This is a genomic window from Streptomyces sp. NPDC046308 (assembly GCF_055588065.1).
Genome location: NZ_JBVJFB010000002.1, coordinates 400,938 through 417,407 on the forward strand (window position 1 = coordinate 400,938; position 16,470 = coordinate 417,407).

Genomic DNA, 16,470 nt, shown 5'->3' on the forward strand with positions numbered 1-16,470 from the left:
GCCCCGGCGCCCCTTCGGCCCACACCACACCAAGCCCGGCCCGGCGCAGCCACACGCACGGGCGCTGCCGATCCCCCGGTGCCAGACTGAACACATGGCCATGCTCAGCCAGTCCTTCCGGGGCCGGCAGGTGCGGCCCGGAGACCCTTCCTACGACGAGGACCGTCGGATCTGGAACGGCTCCGTCGACCGCTCCCCCGCCCTCATCGCCTACTGCACGGGCGTCGCCGACGTCATCGACGCCGTGCGCTTCGCGGCCGCCTCCGGTCTCCCCCTCGCCGTGCGCTCCGGCGGCCACAGCTTCCCCGGCCAGTCGGTGTGCGACGACGGCATCGTCATCGACCTCTCCCCGATGCGCGGGATCCGGGTGGATCCCGACGCCCGTACCGTCAGGGCGCAGGCGGGGGTGCTCCTCGGCGAGCTGGACCGCGAGACGCAGGCGTTCGGCCTGGCCGTCCCGGCCGGGATCGTCACGCACACCGGCCTGGCGGGGCTCACGCTCGGCGGCGGGATCGGCTGGCTGATGCGCAAGTACGGCCTCACCGTCGACCAGCTGCTGTCGGTGGACCTGGTGACCGCCGACGGAACGTTCCTGAAGGCGAGCGGGGACGAGAACCCCGATCTCTTCTGGGGTGTGCGCGGTGGTGGCGGGAACTTCGGGATCGTCACGGAGTTCGAGTTCCGCCTCAATCCGCTGGGGCCGGTGGTGCTGGCCGGGCCCGTCGTCTGGCCGATGGCCGAGTCGGCGCGGCTGCTGCGCTTCTACCGCGAGTGGATCACCGACGTACCGGACGAGCTGACCACGGCGGTCGTCCACCGCAAGGCGCCCTCCGTCGACTACGTGCCGCCCGAACTGCGGGGGAAGCCCGTCGTCATGGTGGTCTGCTGCTACGCCGGGCCCGTCGAGGAGGGGCAGGAGGTGCTGCGGCCGCTGCGCGAGTCCGGCAACGGTGCCGCGCCCGTTCTGGACCTGTGCGCGCCGAAGCCGTTCACCGAGCACCAGGCGATGTTCGACCCGTCGTTCCCGCACGGCCGGTGGTACTACTTCAAGTCCTGCGACGTCGACCGGCTCACGGACGAGGTCATCGACCGTACGGCAGAGCACGCGGCGCGGATCGTGTCGCCGCTCACCGCTTTCCCGATCTTCCAGCTCGGCGGGGCCATCGCCCGCGTCGGGGAGGACGAGACGGCGTTCGGCGGGCGCGGCGCCGGGCACACGTTCAACATCAACGGGACGACGGAGGGCGCCGACGGCTTCGAGGCGGAGCGGACGTGGGCGCGCGGCCTGTGGTCGGCCCTCGCCCCCCACCACACCGGGGTGTACTCGAACTTCCTGATGGACGAGGGCGAGGAGCGCGTGGAGCAGGCGTACGGGGCTCAGAAGTACCGGCGGCTGCGCGAGCTGAAACGGCGCTACGACCCCGGCAACCTCTTCCGCCTCAACCAGAACATCCCACCGGCGCCCTGACCGTCGCGCTACGCGCTCCCTGCCCCCGCCCTCACCGGCTGTTCCTCGTCGCTCCGGCGCTGCCCCGGGAGGCTCACCTGCAGTTTCCGCGGCCCGGACAGGACGTACACGAGCCCGAAGCCGGCGGTCACGACGACCGCGCCGCCCACCGCGTCCAGCACCCAGTGGTTGGCGGTGGCGACGATCGCGCACACCGTGATCAGCGGGTGCAGCGCCCCGAGCAGCTTCTGCCAGCCCTTCGGCGCCAGCACGACGATCACGATCCCGCACCACAGCGACCAGCCGAAGTGCAGCGAGGGCATCGCCGCGTACTGGTTGGAGATCGCGGTCATGGCCCCATACGAGGGGTTGGCCAGGTCCTGCGGTCCGTGGACGGTGTCGATGAAGTCGAGGCCGGGCATCAGGCGCGGCGGCGCGAGCGGGTACAGCCAGAAGCCGACGAGCGCGAGGACGGTGGCCAGGCCCAGGGAGGCGCGGGCCCACCGGTAGTCGCCGGGGCGCCGCCAGTACAGGACCGCCAGGATCGTCAGCGGGACCACGAAGTGGAAGGAGGTGTAGTAGAAGTTGAAGAACGCCTCCAGCCAGGGCGTGTTCACGACGGCGTGGTTCACGGCGTGCTCGATGTCGATGCCGAGCGCCCGCTCGATGCCGTGGATCTGGCTGCCGTTGCCCTCGGCGAGGGTCCGGCTGGTGGGCGCGGCCGCCCGGATGTGCGAGTACAGCGAGTACCCGACCCGTATCAGCAGGAGTTCCAGCAGCAGGTTCGGGCGGGACAGCACGCGCCGCCAGAACGGCAGCAGCGGCACCCGCTGCCAGCGTGCGGCGGCCGGCTGCCCGTAGGCGGTCGGTACGGGCTCGCGCCAGTACGGCGACGAGCGCGGCAGGAACGGCACCGCGCAGGCCGCGGCGAGCGCGGCGAGCAGCAGCACGTTGTCGCGTACGGGGGCCAGTGCGGCCAGGTTCGGCAGCAGCACCGAGCTCGGCAGGGTCATGGCGAGGACCACGGCCACCGGCCACACGCGGCGGTCGGCGGCGCGCCGGCCCACCTTGCCGGCGACGGCGAGCAGCACCCACAGCAGCTGGTGGCGCCAGCCGGTCGGGGCCACGGCGACGGCCACGCAGCCGGTGACGGCGACGGCCAGCAGCAGCTGACCGTCGCGGGCGTAGCGCACCGCGCGGCGCAGGCCGAACCAGACGACGGCGCCGGCGAGGGCCGCGTAGAGCAGGATCTCGGCGGGGCCGCTCAGGCCGAGGCGCAGCAGCGCGCCGTGCAGGGACTGGTTGGAGAGGCTGTCCGGGGCGCCGCCGAGGCCGGTGCCGGCCAGGTGCTCGACCCAGTACGTCCAGGAGTCGCGCGGCATGGCCGCCCACGACAGCGCGGTGGCTCCGGCGAAGGTCACGGCGGCGGTGCGGGCGGCGGGCCGGCGTCCGGTCAGCCACAGCAGCGGGGCGAACAGCAGCAGCGCCGGCTGGAGCGCGGCCGCGAGGCCGACGAGGAAGCCCGCGGGCCGGTCTGCGGGGACGCGGAAGACCGCCAGGAGCACCAGCAGCACCGGCAGGACGGCGGTCTGGCCCGGTGAGGCGGCCTCGCGGACGGGCAGCGAGACCATCATCAGGGCCGTCAGCACGGGCGCGGCGAGCAGCGCGGTGCGCCGCGGCACGGGGTCGGGCAGGCCGCGCGCGGCGACGAGCCCGATCGCGGCGACGAACAGCAGCGTCACGCAGGTCCAGGCCACCTCCAGGGAGGGCGCGGCGAAGCCGACGAGCGGCTTCAGGACCAGCCCGGCGAAGGGGGTGCCGGCGAACTGGCCGGAGTCGTAGAGCGAGCCGGGGAGGGCCGCCGGAAGGTGCAGTCCGCTGAGCCACTCACCGGGTGGCACCCGCAGCACCGTGGCCGCCTGTCTGACGGCGAGGGCGCCCGCCAGCGCCCACAGGAGGAGGCGTGCCGCCCCGAGCCTGCCGCTATCGCCTATGACCCCGGCATGTCCGTTCGCACCGCTGTGCTCTGCCGCGTTAGCCACGCCTCGCCGGCCTCCCGCCCTGTTGACCGCAACCCTGACTTCGCCTGGCTGCCGCGCTCCATTACCCGCACGACGATATCTCCCGCGGGATACCTAGGATGGCTCCCATGAGCATCGTGAAGATCAACGCACTGACGGTCCCCGCCGAGCAGCGGGAAGTTCTGGAGCGGCGCTTCGCCTCTCGGGCCGGGACGGTGGAGGGTTCGGACGGGTTCGAATGGTTCGAGCTGCTGCGCCCGGTGGAGGGCACCGACCAGTACCTCGTCTACACGCGCTGGCGTTCGGAGGAGGACTTCCAGGCGTGGATGGAGGGGCCGATGAAGGCCGCTCACCAGGGTGGCGGCGCGGGCGGCGGCGCCGGCGGTGCGGGATCCGAGGGTGGCGAGGGCGGCGGCGAGCGGCCGAAGCCGGCGGCCTCGGCGTCGACGGTGTGGTCGTTCGAGGTCGTGCAGCAGGCGGCGCCGAAGAAGGCCTGACCCGTCACGTCAGGGGTGCGGGGTCCGGGCCCCGCACCCCGCACCCCTGGCGGACGCTCGGCGGCGACATCAGCTCCAGAAGGCGTCTTCCTCGTCGATGTCCGCGGTGCACTGGTCGATATCGGTGATCTTGTGGCCGACGATGGTGAAGAAGAGCCCTTCGCGGATCTCGATGCCGCGGTCGCCGCGGTCACCGCGAGCCGTGTGGAAACTCATCACGTGCCCCCGCCCGTCCGCGAGCACCGATTCCAGGTGGACCTGGAAGGTGCCCTTCGTCTCCTCGCCGAGCCGGCGGTAGAAGTCGAGCACGCTCTCGCGGCCCTTGTGGTGCCCGGACAGGGGATGGCTGCCGGGCACGTGGTGGATGACGTCGGCCGTCAGCAGTGTGCCCAGCGTCTCCAGGTCGCCCTTGCCGAAGGCCTCGTAGCCGCGGCGGACCAAGGCACAGTCGGGATGCTCTGACATGGCGTTTCACACCCTCCGGATACGGGCGAAATGTCTTTTTCCTATCATCGGCCCGGCCTTGTGGATATTCCACGCGGGAATTCCGCCGCGAACTCCACAATGACTCCATGAACACGATCACCACACACAGTGACCAGCGCGGCAGGCACGACGAGCCCGGCAGGGACGGCGGGCCCAGCAGAGACGGAGGGCCCGGCAGGGACGGCAGGGACGAGGCTCGCCCCTCGTGGACCGTCGTCCCCGAACCCGTTACCTCGCCCGACGCCACCCTCCTGCGCCGCGCGTACTACGCCGAGGTCGCCGGCCGGTACTGGAAACGGCAGGTCACCGAGGCCGAGATCGACCAGGGACTGCTGGACTTCCCGGACGACGGGCTGCTCCCGCCGACGGGCGGGTTCGTCGTGGGGCGGCGCGGCGGCGAACCCCTCGCCTGCGGCGGTCTGCGCCTGCTCGACCCCGCCACCGCCGAGCTCACCAAGGTGTACGTCGCCCCGCGCGCCCGCGGTACCGGCGGCGGGGCGGCGCTGCTCGAGGCGCTGGAGGCCCAGGGCCGTGCGCTGGGCGCGGAGCGGGTCCGGCTGGACACCCGGTCCGATCTCGTCGAGGCCCGCGCGTTGTACGCGCGTCACGGGTACGCGGAGATACCCGCGTACAAATCCGGCCCGTATGCGGAGCACTGGTTCGAGAAGCGCCTGCTCTGACGCATGCCGGCCGCCGGTCCGGTCTGTCCGCTTCTAGTGCGCGGCGTGGTCCCGTCGCGGCGCGCCCTCGTAGGGCTCCTCGGCATCCGATCCGCACAGCTCCGCGTTGATCTCCTGGACCAGCTTGACCAGGTCGGTCGGGCGGTCCGGGCCCCACCAGTCGCCGAGCAGCTCCGCGAGGGACTCCTCCCGGGCCTCGGCGAGCTTCTCGGCGGTCGCGCGCCCCTTGTCGGTCAGGATCAGCGCCAGCCCGTCCCGAGCGGCGAGCCCGCGCTCCTCGACCTGCCGTGCGGCGTCCGTGACGGCCTTCAGCGGCACGTTCGTTCGCTCGGCAAGCAGCGAGGGCTCCGTGGAGCCGTACTTCTTGATCCGCAGCAGCAGCCAGCTGGCGGCGGGCAGCAGGTCGTAGCCGGCCTTCGCGGTGATCTTCTCGTAGACGTGGCGGCGGCCCTCGCGGGTGCCGAGGACCGTCAGTGCGCGGGCGACCTCGTCACGCGAGGAGCGATGGACCGGGTTGGAGGCCAGCGTCTCGGTCACATCGGGGGCGGTGACCGAGGTACGGAGCTTGTCCTCCTTCAGGAAGCACGCGATCACGAAGGCGACCAGGACGATCGGCACGGCGTAGAGGAAGACGTCGGTGATGGCCTCGGCGTAGGCGTCGAGCACGCGGGGGCGGATGCCGGCCGGAAGCGCGGTGATGGCCCGCGGGTCGGCCTCCAGCTGCGCGACGCCCGCTCCGGCGGGCGGCCGGACACCCGCGAGGGAGGCGGCGAGCTTGTTCTCGAGCCCGTTGGTGAAGACCGTGCCGAAGATCGCGACACCGAAGGAGGCGCCGATGGAGCGGAAGAAGGTGGCACCGGAGGTGGCGACGCCGAGGTCGGCGTAGCTGACGGCGTTCTGCACCGCCAGGACGAGTACCTGCATGACCAGGCCGAGACCGGCGCCGAAGACGAAGAAGTAGATGCTCATCTCCCAGGTGGAACTGGTGCGGTGCAGCTGGTGCAGGAGGAGCAGGCCGATGGCGGTGACGCCGGTGCCGGCGATCGGGAACACCTTCCAGCGGCCGGTGCGGCTGACGATCTGGCCGGAGGCGGTGGAGGAGATCAGCATGCCGAGGACCATCGGCAGCATGTGGACGCCCGACATCGTCGGTGAGACGCCCTGGACGACCTGGAGGAAGGTCGGCAGGTAGACCATCGCGCCGAACATCGCGAAGCCGACGACGAAGCTGATCGCCGAGCAGAGGGTGAAGGTGCGGATGCGGAAGAGGCCCAGCGGGAGCACGGGTTCGGCGGCCTTGCGTTCCACGAGGACGAAGACGGCGAGCAGCGCGGCGCCGAGGACGGCGAGGCCGATGATCCGGGCCGAGCCCCAGCCCCAGGTGCCGCCGAAGGAGGCGACGAGGACGAAGCAGGTGGCGACGCAGGCGATGAGGAAGGTGCCGACGTAGTCGATGGTGTGCTTGGCGGAGCGTGCCGGGATGTGCAGGACGGCGGCGATGACGACGAGCGCGACGAGACCGATGGGGAGGTTGATGTAGAAGACCCAGCGCCAGGACAGGTGGTCCACGAAGAGGCCGCCCAGCAGCGGGCCCAGCACGCTGGTCGCGCCGAAGACGGCGCCGAAGAGGCCCTGGTACTTGCCGCGCTCGCGGGGCGGGACGATGTCCCCGACGATCGCCATCGACAACACGATCAGCCCGCCGCCGCCCAGGCCCTGCAAGGCGCGGAAGCCGATGAGCTGGGGCATGTCCTGGGCGAGCCCGCACAGCGCCGACCCGATCAGGAAGATGACGATGGCGTACTGGAAGAGCTTCTTGCGTCCGTACTGGTCACCGAGCTTCCCCCACAGGGGGGTGGCCGCTGTGGAGGCGAGTATGTAGGCGGTGACGACCCAGGAGAGGTGCGCCATGCCACCGAGTTCGCTGACGATGGTCGGCAGGGCGGTGGAGACGATGGTCTGGTCGAGGGCGGCGATCAGCAGGCCCAGCAGCAGGGCGCCGATGGAGACGAGCACCTCGCGGGAGGTGTGTTCGGAGGCGGGGCCGGACTTCGGCGGGCCCTGATCGGGGCCCACGGCGTCCGTGGTCACATCCTGAGCCATCGATTCCTCCTCAGGCCGGATCAACATCTCCATCCTGAGCGGTGTGTCCGGTTATGGCCTCTCGGACCGGTTGGGAGCACCCCGGCGGGTCTGCATAATCGCAGGCAATGGCCAGGGAGGGAGTCCAGTGAGCGGTGAGCACTGTCCAGATTGCGGCGCTGTCGGCGCCGGCTGCGGGTGTGCGCCGGGTGTGGGTTTCAACCCCTTGCGCATCCGTCCGTACGTGACGCTGTCCGACCGGGGCGAGCCGGACGCCGAGGCGCCCCCGCCGCCGATGTCCGGCGTGGTGAACCCGGACCCGCGCCCGGTACCGGCGCAGGACGACACCCCCGCGTACGGGATACCCGCGGCACCGGCGTACGGGACGCCCGCGGCGCCGCCGTACGGGGCGCCTGTGGCACCGCCGTCCAGGGCACCCGTGGCACCGGCGTCCGGGACGCCTGCGGCACCGGCGTACGGGGCGCCCGTGGCACGGCCGTACGGGGCACCTGTGGCACCGCCGTCCGGCCCGTGGCAGGACGGGCCGCCCGGGCACGCCCCGCACCTGGCCGAAACGGCCCGGCTCCGGACCGTCCCGGACCCGGACCACACGTCCGGCAGCGCAGACGACGGCAGAGGGGCCCACAGTGGCGGAGAGGGAGGGGGTGGGGGCGGGGGCGGGGGCCCGGAGAAGCGGCACGGCTCCGGTCCGCGCCGCCCGCTGGCGCTGCTCCTCGGAGCCGCGGCAGTGGTAGCCCTCAGCGGGACGGCCGTGGCGGTCTGGGTGCTCCCGAGCGATTCGGGGAACGAGGTCACCCTGCTCGACGCGAAGGCACCGTCGCCCGCGGTCAGCGCCGTCCCGGGCGCGCCGTCCACGGCCCCGACCCACACCAAGGCCTCGGGCAGCCCGTCCGCCTCGGCCTCCCCGTCGCCGTCCGCCTCGAAGTCGGCGTCGCCGTCCCCGTCACCGAGCGCGTCCCGTTCGTCCGCGCCCCCGTCCGCGAGCCCGTCGCCCAGCGCGAGCCGCTCGTCCACCCCGCCGCCGTCGCAGGCACCGATCCTGCGGTACGGCGACTCGGGTCCGGAGGTGGAGAAGCTGCAGCGGCTGCTGGCGGCGCAGGGCCTGTACCGGGGCAAGTTCCACGGGAAGTTCGACTGGCGGGTGGAGGACGCGCTGTCGGAGTTCCAGTACTCCCACGGCATCGACGACCAGGAGTGGGGCATCTACGGTCCGGTGACCCGCAAGGCGCTGGAGGGATAGGCGCGCGAGGGACGGCCCGCTGGAGGGACAGCCGGCTCAGAGGCGCAGCCGGTTGCCCATCGGAGCCGTCGGATCGGAGCCGCGGGACCGGAGCCGTCGGATCGGAGCCGCAGGATCGCAGCCGCGGGATATGAGTCGCGGGATCGGAGCCGTGGGAAACACACCGTAGGGACGGGGGTCACACCCCGCCGGTGGCGCGGACGGCCCTTTGTTTTGTATCGTGTAGGAACAAAGTGGTTCCGTCCTCATTCCCTGACCGGTGGACGGAACCACTTGTTCTCTTTTCCCGCCCCGTCTGGAGCCCCGCCGATGCCGGCCAGCACCACCGCACCCGTCGTCCTCACCGCCAAGGCCCTGCTCCTGGACATGGACGGCACGATCGTCAACTCCGACGCGGTGGTCGAACGGTGCTGGCGCGACTGGGCGCTGTCCCACGGTCTGGACCCAGAAGAGGCCCTGAAGGTGGTGCACGGCCGCCAGGGCTACGCCACCATGGCCGTCCTCCTGCCGGACCGCCCGATGGAGGTCAACCACGCCGAGAACGCCGTGATGCTGGCCCGCGAGACCGCCGACACCGACGGTGTGGTCCCGGTAGCGGGCGCCCCGGCGTTCATGGCGGCGATCACCGCCCTGCCGCACGCCCTCGTCACTTCCGCGGACGCCGCCCTGGCCACGGCCCGCATGACGGCCGCCGCCCTGCCGATGCCCGCGATACGGGTCACGGCCGAGTCCGTCCAGGCCAGCAAGCCCGATCCCGAGGGCTTCCTCAAGGGCGCCGCCGCGCTGGGCGTGGACCCGGCCGACTGCATCGTCTTCGAGGACTCGGCCGCAGGCATCGCCGCCGGTCACGCGGCGGGCATGCGCGTGATCGGCGTCGGCCCCCGCGCGGCCGCCCACGCCCCGACGACCCACGTCCCGGACCTGACGGCCCTCACGGTGACGACCACCAAGGACGGCTCGATCCAGCTCACGGTGGGCGCGGCGACCTGAAGCCAGGCTCCGGGGAGGGCAGCCGGGTCCCGGCGGGGCGGGGTCAGAGAAGCGCGGGTGGGGTTTCCCGTCAGTCTCATCGTCCTTCCGTGTCGGGCCGGCCCCTCAAGGGCGCTCCTCCGTCGCGTCGCTACGCGATGGCCTGCGGCCACCCTTGACCGACCGACCCGCCACGGAAACACGAAGACAGCCGAGAAACCCCCAAAAGAACGAGCCGGGTCCTACTTCCAGGCACGGCCCCATCACAGATACGCGGGCAAGGGTCCCGATGCGCACCAAATCGCTACGCGCTCCCCACGCCTCAGCGCCTGCCGGCCGTCCCGGGCTGGGCATAAGCCGCCACCGATCGCTACGCCCTCCCCACGCCTCAGCGCCCGCCGGCCGTCCCGGGCTGGGCATAAGCCGCCACCGATCACTACGCCCTCCCCACGCCTCAGCGCCCGCCGGCCGTCCCGGCCTGGACATAAGCCGCCACCCATCACTACGCCCTCCCCACGCCTCAGCGCCCGCCGGCCGTCCCGGCCTGGACATAAGCCGCCAACGATCACTACGCGGACCGCACCACTCAGCGTCTGCCGGCCGTCCTGAGGGCGGACGTAGACGCGAGGACGGCAGCCATCGCACTCCGGCCAGGGGCCCGGACCACGGCAGGCCCAGTCAACAGTCGAAGACGGACCAGCAGATGTCGTTTCGCAACCGTTGGTCATCGAGGACGAGTTCACGAATCACGTCTGGGAGCTGTTCGCGCTGCCAACGGCACTCGAGCCTGCCGGCTCTCTCACCCTCCTGTCCGATGGCGGTCGCGCGCGCGGCCTTGATCGCGTAAGCCGCAGCGCCGAGCTCGTGCGCGGCGACATGCGCCACGACCGCCGCCTGACCGGCCGCAAATGCGGCGTGCCGAGCGGCTCCGCGCAGTTCTCTGGCGGCAGCCATGGCATGGCCGCCCGCCGCTCGGGACTCAGACATCCTGATCTCGCCGCGCGCCCATGCGCGAATCTGCTCGATCGCCTCGCGGGGCCGCGGGTCAGAGGGCTGCTCCGATTCGAAGAGGTGCAGAACGTGTTCCGCGCACGCGGCAGCCCACAAGGCCAGGAGCTGATGGTCGGAGTCCGTAAGCGTCCCCCCACGGCGGATGGTGATGAAGCGAGGGTCGCGGACTTTGGGGAGGATCATCGCGCTCCAAGGGATCGGCTGCACCCATAAGGCGAGTGCATCCAACGCCCTTCTGTGAGAACGGAGTTGGACACTCTTCGACCGCACTCTATGTGAGGACCGACGCCCCTTGGGATGGATCATCCAGTCGTCAGTGACGGGGTACATGTAGGCATTGGAGTCGGGCTCGCCGGTGGGGGGATGCCGTCGGAGTCCGTCTGCTTCCAAAGCCCGCGCAGGCCGGCCGTCGTGCTTCCAACGTGCCACCGCCGCCCGCCATCTCATGGCTGCTGTCAAGCCACGACATTCAGCGACGTGACGCGGTCCGCCCGATCCGGCTCAATGGGGACACGGGCTAGCCCGCCCACCTCATCATTCACCAGTTTCCCAGCCATTCCTCGTCGAGGAGGATCCCCATGGCCCGCACCCGGCGTCTCACCCTGTTCACTGCAGTGACCGCGCTGGCCGTGGGCGGCGCCTCACTAGCCTCCAGCACCTCCACCACCCCCACGATCGCCGTATCCAAAAAGGAACCGACCAGCCGGCCTGGCGATCACGATGACAGCGCTGACTTCAGCTTTCTGGAGGTAGTGAATTCTTGGCGAAACAGCATGTTCAACGACGTGTCGGAATTGAATTAGTCACCCGAGACCGCCCGCAGTCGCCGAGACCAGCGAACGAGTAGTGAACGTTGGCGGCCTATGCCCAGCCCGGGACGGCCGGCAGACGCTGGGACGTGGGGAGGGCGTAGCGATCGGTGGCGGCTTATGTCCGGCCCAGGACGGCCGGCAGGCGCTAAGACGTGGGGATCGCGTAGCGATCGGTGGCGGCTTATGTCCAGCCCCGGACGGTCGGCAGACGCTGAGGCGTGGGGAGCGCGTAGCGATTTGGTGCGCATCGGGACCCTTGCCCGCGTAGCTGTGATGGGGCCGTTCCTGGAAGGAGGACCCGGCTCGTTCTTTTGGGGTTTCTCGGCTGTCTTCGTGTTTCCGTGGCGGGTCGGTCGGTCAAGGGTGGCCGCAGGCCATCGCGAAGCGACGCGACGGAGGAGCGCCCTTGAGGGGCCGGCCCGACACGGAAGGACGATGAGACTGACGGGAAACCCCACCCGCGCCTCTCTGACCCTGGCCGGCCCAAGCCCGCCCCCCGAAGCCCGCCCCCCGGAGCCCAGCCCCCGCTCTACTGCCCCACTCGCCCGTCGATGCGTTCCCGCAGGAAGTCCGCGTGGCCGTTGTGGCGGGCGTATTCCTCGATCATGTGGACCAGGACCTCGCGGAGCTCCATCGGCTCGTGGCCCGTACCCGCCGCGCCTCCCGCGTCGCCTGTGACGTCCAGGCTCGGGGCCTGCGCGACGAGCTGTTCCGCGAAGGCGACTTCGGCTCGCCAGGTCGCCCACGCGTCCGCGACCACCGCCGGGTCGGCCACCGCGCCGGTGAACTCGCCCGCGGGTTCGTCCTCCGAGCGGTAGTGGCGGCGTACGTCCTGGCCCCCCATGACCTGCCGGAACCAGTACTGCTCGACCCCCGCGAGGTGGCGTACGAGACCCAGCAGGGACAGGTCGGACGGTTCCACCGAGCGGCGCGCGAGGGCTTCCGCGTCGAGGCCCGCGCACTTGAGCTCCAGCGTCAGCCGCTGATCGCGCAGGTAGCCGACGAGTACGGCCCGTTCACCCTGGAACCCTCCGTCGGTGCGGGTGTCCTCGTCGGGGTGGACGAACATGTTCGACCATCCGAACCGACGCTCCGCGGAGGACGCGGGCACCCCTTGGGGCGCAGGTCGCCCGGAGGGGACCGTGGGGCCGGAGGGGGCCGCGGGGCCGGAGAGGACCGTGGGGACGGAGGGGCCCGTGGGGGCGGTGGTGTCGGTCACGCGCACGAGCGTGACCGGTACACGCACTCCCCGCAACGGGATATCCCATGCAGGACCCGTCCCGCCAAGCCGTCGTCAGCCCGCCATCCCCGCCATCCCCCGTCAGCCCGCCATCCCCCGTCAGCCCGCGATCGCCTCGTACAGCGAGAAGACGGCCAGCGCTGCCATCACCGCGGCCGCGATCTTGGTGATGAGTCGCAGCGGCACGTACTTCATCAGGGTGCGCCCGCCCAGGATGCCGATGCCCGCGACCGCCCACAGCGCCAGTACGGCGCCGATGCCGACGGAGACGGGGTCGTCGTAGCGTGCGGCGAGGTTGGCGGTCATGATCTGGGTCAGGTCACCGAATTCCGCGACCAGGATCAGCATGAAGCCGGCCCCCGAGACCTTCCAGAAGGACTGGTCGGCGGGCGGCTTGACCTCGTCCTCCCCGTCGTCCTTCTTCAGGAGCAGCATGGCCGCGCCCAGGAGGAAGAGGATGCCGACGACGGCTTGGACGAGGCGGTGCGGGAGCAGGGTGAGCACGCTGCCGGCGGCGATCGCGAGGGCGACGTGTACGGCGAAGGCGGCGGCGACGCCCGCGAAGACGTAGGAGGCGCGGTAGCGCGTGCCGAGCATCAGGCCGGCGAGGGCCGTCTTGTCGGGGAGTTCGGCAAGGAAGACGACGCCGAAGGCGATCGCCGTGATGCTGAAGCTGAACACGGGGGTGGAACCTCAATCGGTCGGGCAGGACGCCATCGGGACCGAGAGACCTGGGGTGTTTCAGGGGTCGCTTCGGCTCGGCGGCGCCCTGGTGTGCGTATGCGCGTACGGAACGCGTCCACGCATGGACAGGACACTGCGGCCGAAGGTCTCGCTGGCCGGCCGTCGTACGTGGCCTGCCTCCGGGCGCCGGCTGGAGTGACCCAGCAGTATGTCGACGGTCCGGCGAAGAGCTACTCCCCTTCTGCTCCGAACAGACTACGCGATGCCCGCAGCCGGCCGGAATGGGCCTTTGGTCCCGCTCCAGCCTGCCCCACCCTGCCCACCAGCCCGCCCCACCCGGTCCCGCCCCGCCCTACCCGGTCTCGCCCCGCCCCACCCGGTCTCGCCCCGCCCCACCCCATCTCGTCCCGCCCTGCCCCGTCTCACCCCACCTCGCCCTGGCCTGCCCCACCCCCGGCCCGGCTCACCCACCGCGTGCACCGCCCGCCGAGGGCGGAATCTCAACTTCCATTTAAATCAGGGGCCTTGCGCGACTTGATGTGACGTGCTCATGTCGCCACGCTGTCACCTGGCGCCCATCCCCCGGAAACCCGGCGCCGCCAGCATGGCCACGCCCCGCCGGGGCCGCACGGCCACACCCCCCGCACCCAGGGAGCCCCTCATGGCACTCATACCCAACGTCTACGCGCGTCGAATTGGCGTGCTCGCGTCAGCGGCGGCCCTCGCCGCGCTCACCTCCCTCCTCAACGCCCCGACCGCCGCGGCCGCCCCGCCCACCCCCATCAGCGCCTCGGCCGCCCGCGCGTACCTGGCCACGGTCACGCCGAAGGCCGAGGGATCCACCAGCGGCTACAGCCGCGACCTCTTCCCGCACTGGAGCACCGTCTCCGGCACCTGCAACACCCGCGAGACCGTCCTCAAGCGGGACGGCGTGAACGTCGTCCAGGACTCGGCGTGCGCCGCGGTGAGCGGAAGCTGGTACTCCGAGTACGACGGAGCCACCTGGACCGCCGCCGCCGACCTCGACATCGACCACGTCGTCCCGCTCGCCGAGGCCTGGCGTTCCGGTGCCAACTCCTGGACCACCAGCACGCGCCAGCAGTTCGCCAACGACCGCACCCGCCCGCAGCTCATCGCGGTCACCGACAACGTCAACCAGGCCAAGGGCGACCTCGACCCCGGCAAGTGGCTGCCCCCGCGGACGGCCTACCGCTGTACGTACGCGCGGATGTGGGTCCAGGTGAAGCAGTACTGGGGCCTGAGCATGGACTCGGGTGAGAAGACGGCCCTGGTCAACATCCTCAACGGCTGCTGACCCGAGTTCGCCGATCTCTCCCCCGTCAGGGGGAGGCGTGGCTCCCCCTCCTCGTCGTACCGTGATCGAAGGGGCTACGGAGGAGGGGGAGTTGCATGGCCGGACTGCGTCTGGGACCGCTGCTGCGCCACGTCGACTGGGAGACGGGCGGATCGGCCACCATATGGGTCGAGGCGGACCGCCCGTGCACGGCCGAGGTGCGGTGCGCCGACGGGGCGGGCGGCAGCGCGCGGACCTTCCAGATAGCCGGTCACCACTACGCGCTGGTGCCGGTGACCGGTCTGACCCCGGGCGCGACCACGGCGTATGAGGTGCTGCTCGACGATCGGCCGGTCTGGCCCCTGCCCGACAGCGGCTTTCCGCCGAGCACGATCACCTCGCCCGCGGTGGCCGGCCCCGGCCGTGCGTCCCCCGGGCTGCGCGTCACCTTCGGTTCCTGCCGGCAGGCCGCGCCGCCCGCCGGCCGGCACGGGCCGCATGGCGCGGACGCCCTCGACACCCTCGCGGGCCGGCTGGCGGCGGACCCGGAGGCGGTGCGTCCGGACGTCCTGCTGCTGCTCGGGGACCAGGTGTACGCCGATGCGCTGTCCAAGGAGACCCGGCAGTGGCTCGCGGCCCGGCGCGATCTTCGGGAGGCGCCCGGCGCCCAGGTCGCGGACTACGAGGAGTACACGCGGCTCTACTACGAGTCGTGGCTCGATCCGGAGATCCGCTGGCTGCTGTCGACCGTGCCGAGCCTGCACATATTCGACGACCACGACGTGATCGACGACTGGAACACGAGTGCGGCGTGGCTGGCGGAGATGCGGGCGACCCCGTGGTGGCGGGAGCGCGTGCTCAGCGGGCTGATGTCGTACTGGGTGTACCAGCACCTGGGGAATCTCTCGCCGGCCGAGCTGGCGGCGGACGAGCTGTACGGGGCGGTCCGGGCCACCCCCGACGGTACGGACGCGCTACGGGCCTTCGCGTCCGCGGCGGACGCCGATCCGAGCACGGTGCGCTGGAGCTACCGGCGCGACTTCGGCCGGACCAGGCTGCTGATGGTGGACACCCGGGCCGCGCGGGTGCTGGCCGAGGACGGCCGGGCGATGCTCGATCCGGCCGAGCAGCAGTGGCTCCGGGAGAACGCCCTCGCCGGGCACGGGGGTTATGACCATCTGCTGATCGGGTCCTCGCTGCCCTGGCTGATGCCGCCGCTGATCCACGATGCCGAGACGTGGAACGCCGCGCTGTGCCGTGGGGAGCGGGGGCCGCGGTGGGCGCGCATCGGGGAGGATCTGCGTCGGCGCAGCGATCTGGAGCACTGGGCGGCGTTCCCGGCCTCGTTCGCGGCGCTGACCGATCTGATCGAGGAGGTGGGCACGGGGCCTCGGGCCCCGGCGACGGTGTGCGTGCTCTCGGGGGACGTGCATCACGCGTATGTGGCCGAGCCTCGAATACCGAGTACCGCGCGGGTGTTCCAGCTGACGTGCTCGCCGGTTCACAATTCCATCCATACGGCGGTGAAGTGGGGTTTCCGGCTGGGCTGGTCGCGGACGGGCCGGTGGCTGGGGCGCGGTTTCTCGCTGCACGGGCGGACGGGACGGCCGCCGCTGAACTGGCGGCGTACGGGTGGGCCGTGGTTCGGGAACCAGCTGATGACGCTGGCGCTGTCGGGGCGGTCGGCGCGGCTGCGGCTGGACCAGGCGCGGAAGAAACGGGAAGGGGCCCGGCTGGTGACGGTCCTGGACCGGGACCTCACGGCGGCGGAGTAGCCCGAACACCGAAGTGGCCGAGTACCGGTGGAGCGAGTACCGGTGGAGCCGCGTACCGGTGCAGCCGGAGTGGGGGCTGTTCGGGCAGCGGAGCGCGGTGGTGGCGGAGTTGACGCGGCGGCGGTGTGGCTACCGCCCCGGGCTCCCGGGGGACGGGGGTCGGGCGTACGCTGTATGGCTGTCAAGCCGCTCCTGCCGCTCCCCCGCGACG

The 16,470-nt window shown here is 71.6% G+C and carries 14 protein-coding genes; 8 read left to right on the plus strand and 6 right to left on the minus strand.

The features are described from left to right. Window positions 1–94: 94 nt before the first annotated feature. A complete protein-coding gene (locus ACZ6JT_RS09255; protein WP_469208851.1) occupies window positions 95–1,468 on the plus strand; it encodes an FAD-binding oxidoreductase in 1,374 nt (457 codons plus the stop codon). 8 nt (window positions 1,469–1,476) lie between these two features. Here ACZ6JT_RS09255 and ACZ6JT_RS09260 read toward each other — a convergent pair whose 3' ends face one another. Further along, window positions 1,477–3,489 carry a bifunctional glycosyltransferase 87/phosphatase PAP2 family protein gene (locus tag ACZ6JT_RS09260; RefSeq protein WP_469208853.1) on the minus strand — a complete coding sequence of 671 codons (2,013 nt, stop codon included), beginning with the start codon at window positions 3,487–3,489 and terminating at the stop codon, window positions 1,477–1,479. Window positions 3,490–3,596: 107 nt separating this feature from the next. Between ACZ6JT_RS09260 and ACZ6JT_RS09265 the strand changes: the two genes are divergently transcribed. Continuing rightward, window positions 3,597–3,965, plus strand: a complete 369-nt coding sequence (locus tag ACZ6JT_RS09265) for an antibiotic biosynthesis monooxygenase family protein (RefSeq protein WP_365482482.1) — start codon at window positions 3,597–3,599, stop codon at window positions 3,963–3,965. 69 nt (window positions 3,966–4,034) lie between these two features. Here ACZ6JT_RS09265 and ACZ6JT_RS09270 read toward each other — a convergent pair whose 3' ends face one another. After that, window positions 4,035–4,430, minus strand: coding sequence for a nuclear transport factor 2 family protein (locus ACZ6JT_RS09270; protein WP_469208856.1), 396 nt, complete (start codon window positions 4,428–4,430; stop codon window positions 4,035–4,037). Between the two features lie 107 nt (window positions 4,431–4,537). Here ACZ6JT_RS09270 and ACZ6JT_RS09275 point away from each other — a divergent pair, with 107 nt between their 5' ends. Continuing rightward, window positions 4,538–5,131: a GNAT family N-acetyltransferase gene (locus ACZ6JT_RS09275; RefSeq protein WP_469208858.1), complete on the plus strand. Its 594-nt coding sequence runs from the start codon at window positions 4,538–4,540 to the stop codon at window positions 5,129–5,131. 33 nt (window positions 5,132–5,164) lie between these two features. Here the strand turns inward: ACZ6JT_RS09275 and ACZ6JT_RS09280 are convergent, their stop codons facing one another. Further along, window positions 5,165–7,234: a DHA2 family efflux MFS transporter permease subunit gene (locus ACZ6JT_RS09280; RefSeq protein ID WP_469208860.1), complete on the minus strand. Its 2,070-nt coding sequence runs from the start codon at window positions 7,232–7,234 to the stop codon at window positions 5,165–5,167. Window positions 7,235–7,961: 727 nt separating this feature from the next. Between ACZ6JT_RS09280 and ACZ6JT_RS09285 the strand changes: the two genes are divergently transcribed. Together ACZ6JT_RS09285 and ACZ6JT_RS09290 are read left to right on the plus strand one after the other, a co-directional pair. Then, the gene (locus ACZ6JT_RS09285; RefSeq protein WP_469208862.1) at window positions 7,962–8,474 is read left to right on the plus strand and encodes a peptidoglycan-binding domain-containing protein; all 513 of its coding nucleotides are present in this window, start codon (window positions 7,962–7,964) and stop codon (window positions 8,472–8,474) included. A 309-nt stretch (window positions 8,475–8,783) separates the two neighbouring features. After that, entirely contained in the window at window positions 8,784–9,464 is a 681-nt protein-coding gene (locus ACZ6JT_RS09290; RefSeq protein WP_469208864.1) for an HAD-IA family hydrolase, read from the plus strand. Between the two features lie 657 nt (window positions 9,465–10,121). On the opposite strand, the gene ACZ6JT_RS09295 is transcribed toward ACZ6JT_RS09290, so the two are convergent. Then, the gene (locus ACZ6JT_RS09295; RefSeq protein WP_469208866.1) at window positions 10,122–10,637 is read right to left on the minus strand and encodes a putative immunity protein; all 516 of its coding nucleotides are present in this window, start codon (window positions 10,635–10,637) and stop codon (window positions 10,122–10,124) included. A gap of 395 nt (window positions 10,638–11,032) precedes the next feature. Here ACZ6JT_RS09295 and ACZ6JT_RS09300 point away from each other — a divergent pair, with 395 nt between their 5' ends. Then, complete coding sequence (locus tag ACZ6JT_RS09300; RefSeq protein ID WP_469208867.1) at window positions 11,033–11,257, plus strand: hypothetical protein; 225 nt, start codon at window positions 11,033–11,035, stop codon at window positions 11,255–11,257. 538 nt (window positions 11,258–11,795) lie between these two features. Here ACZ6JT_RS09300 and ACZ6JT_RS09305 read toward each other — a convergent pair. Together ACZ6JT_RS09305 and ACZ6JT_RS09310 are read right to left on the minus strand one after the other, a co-directional pair. Further along, window positions 11,796–12,335 (minus strand): DinB family protein, encoded by a 540-nt coding sequence (locus ACZ6JT_RS09305; protein ID WP_469209604.1) that lies wholly within the window; start codon window positions 12,333–12,335, stop codon window positions 11,796–11,798. A gap of 270 nt (window positions 12,336–12,605) precedes the next feature. Beyond that, on the minus strand, window positions 12,606–13,187 hold the full coding sequence (locus ACZ6JT_RS09310) for a TMEM165/GDT1 family protein (protein ID WP_365482497.1): 582 nt from the start codon (window positions 13,185–13,187) through the stop codon (window positions 12,606–12,608). A 673-nt stretch (window positions 13,188–13,860) separates the two neighbouring features. Between ACZ6JT_RS09310 and ACZ6JT_RS09315 the strand changes: the two genes are divergently transcribed. Together ACZ6JT_RS09315 and ACZ6JT_RS09320 are read left to right on the plus strand one after the other, a co-directional pair. Then, window positions 13,861–14,505, plus strand: coding sequence for an HNH endonuclease family protein (locus ACZ6JT_RS09315; RefSeq protein ID WP_469209606.1), 645 nt, complete (start codon window positions 13,861–13,863; stop codon window positions 14,503–14,505). A gap of 95 nt (window positions 14,506–14,600) precedes the next feature. Next, entirely contained in the window at window positions 14,601–16,259 is a 1,659-nt protein-coding gene (locus ACZ6JT_RS09320) for an alkaline phosphatase D family protein (RefSeq protein ID WP_469208870.1), read from the plus strand. Window positions 16,260–16,470 lie beyond the last annotated feature (211 nt).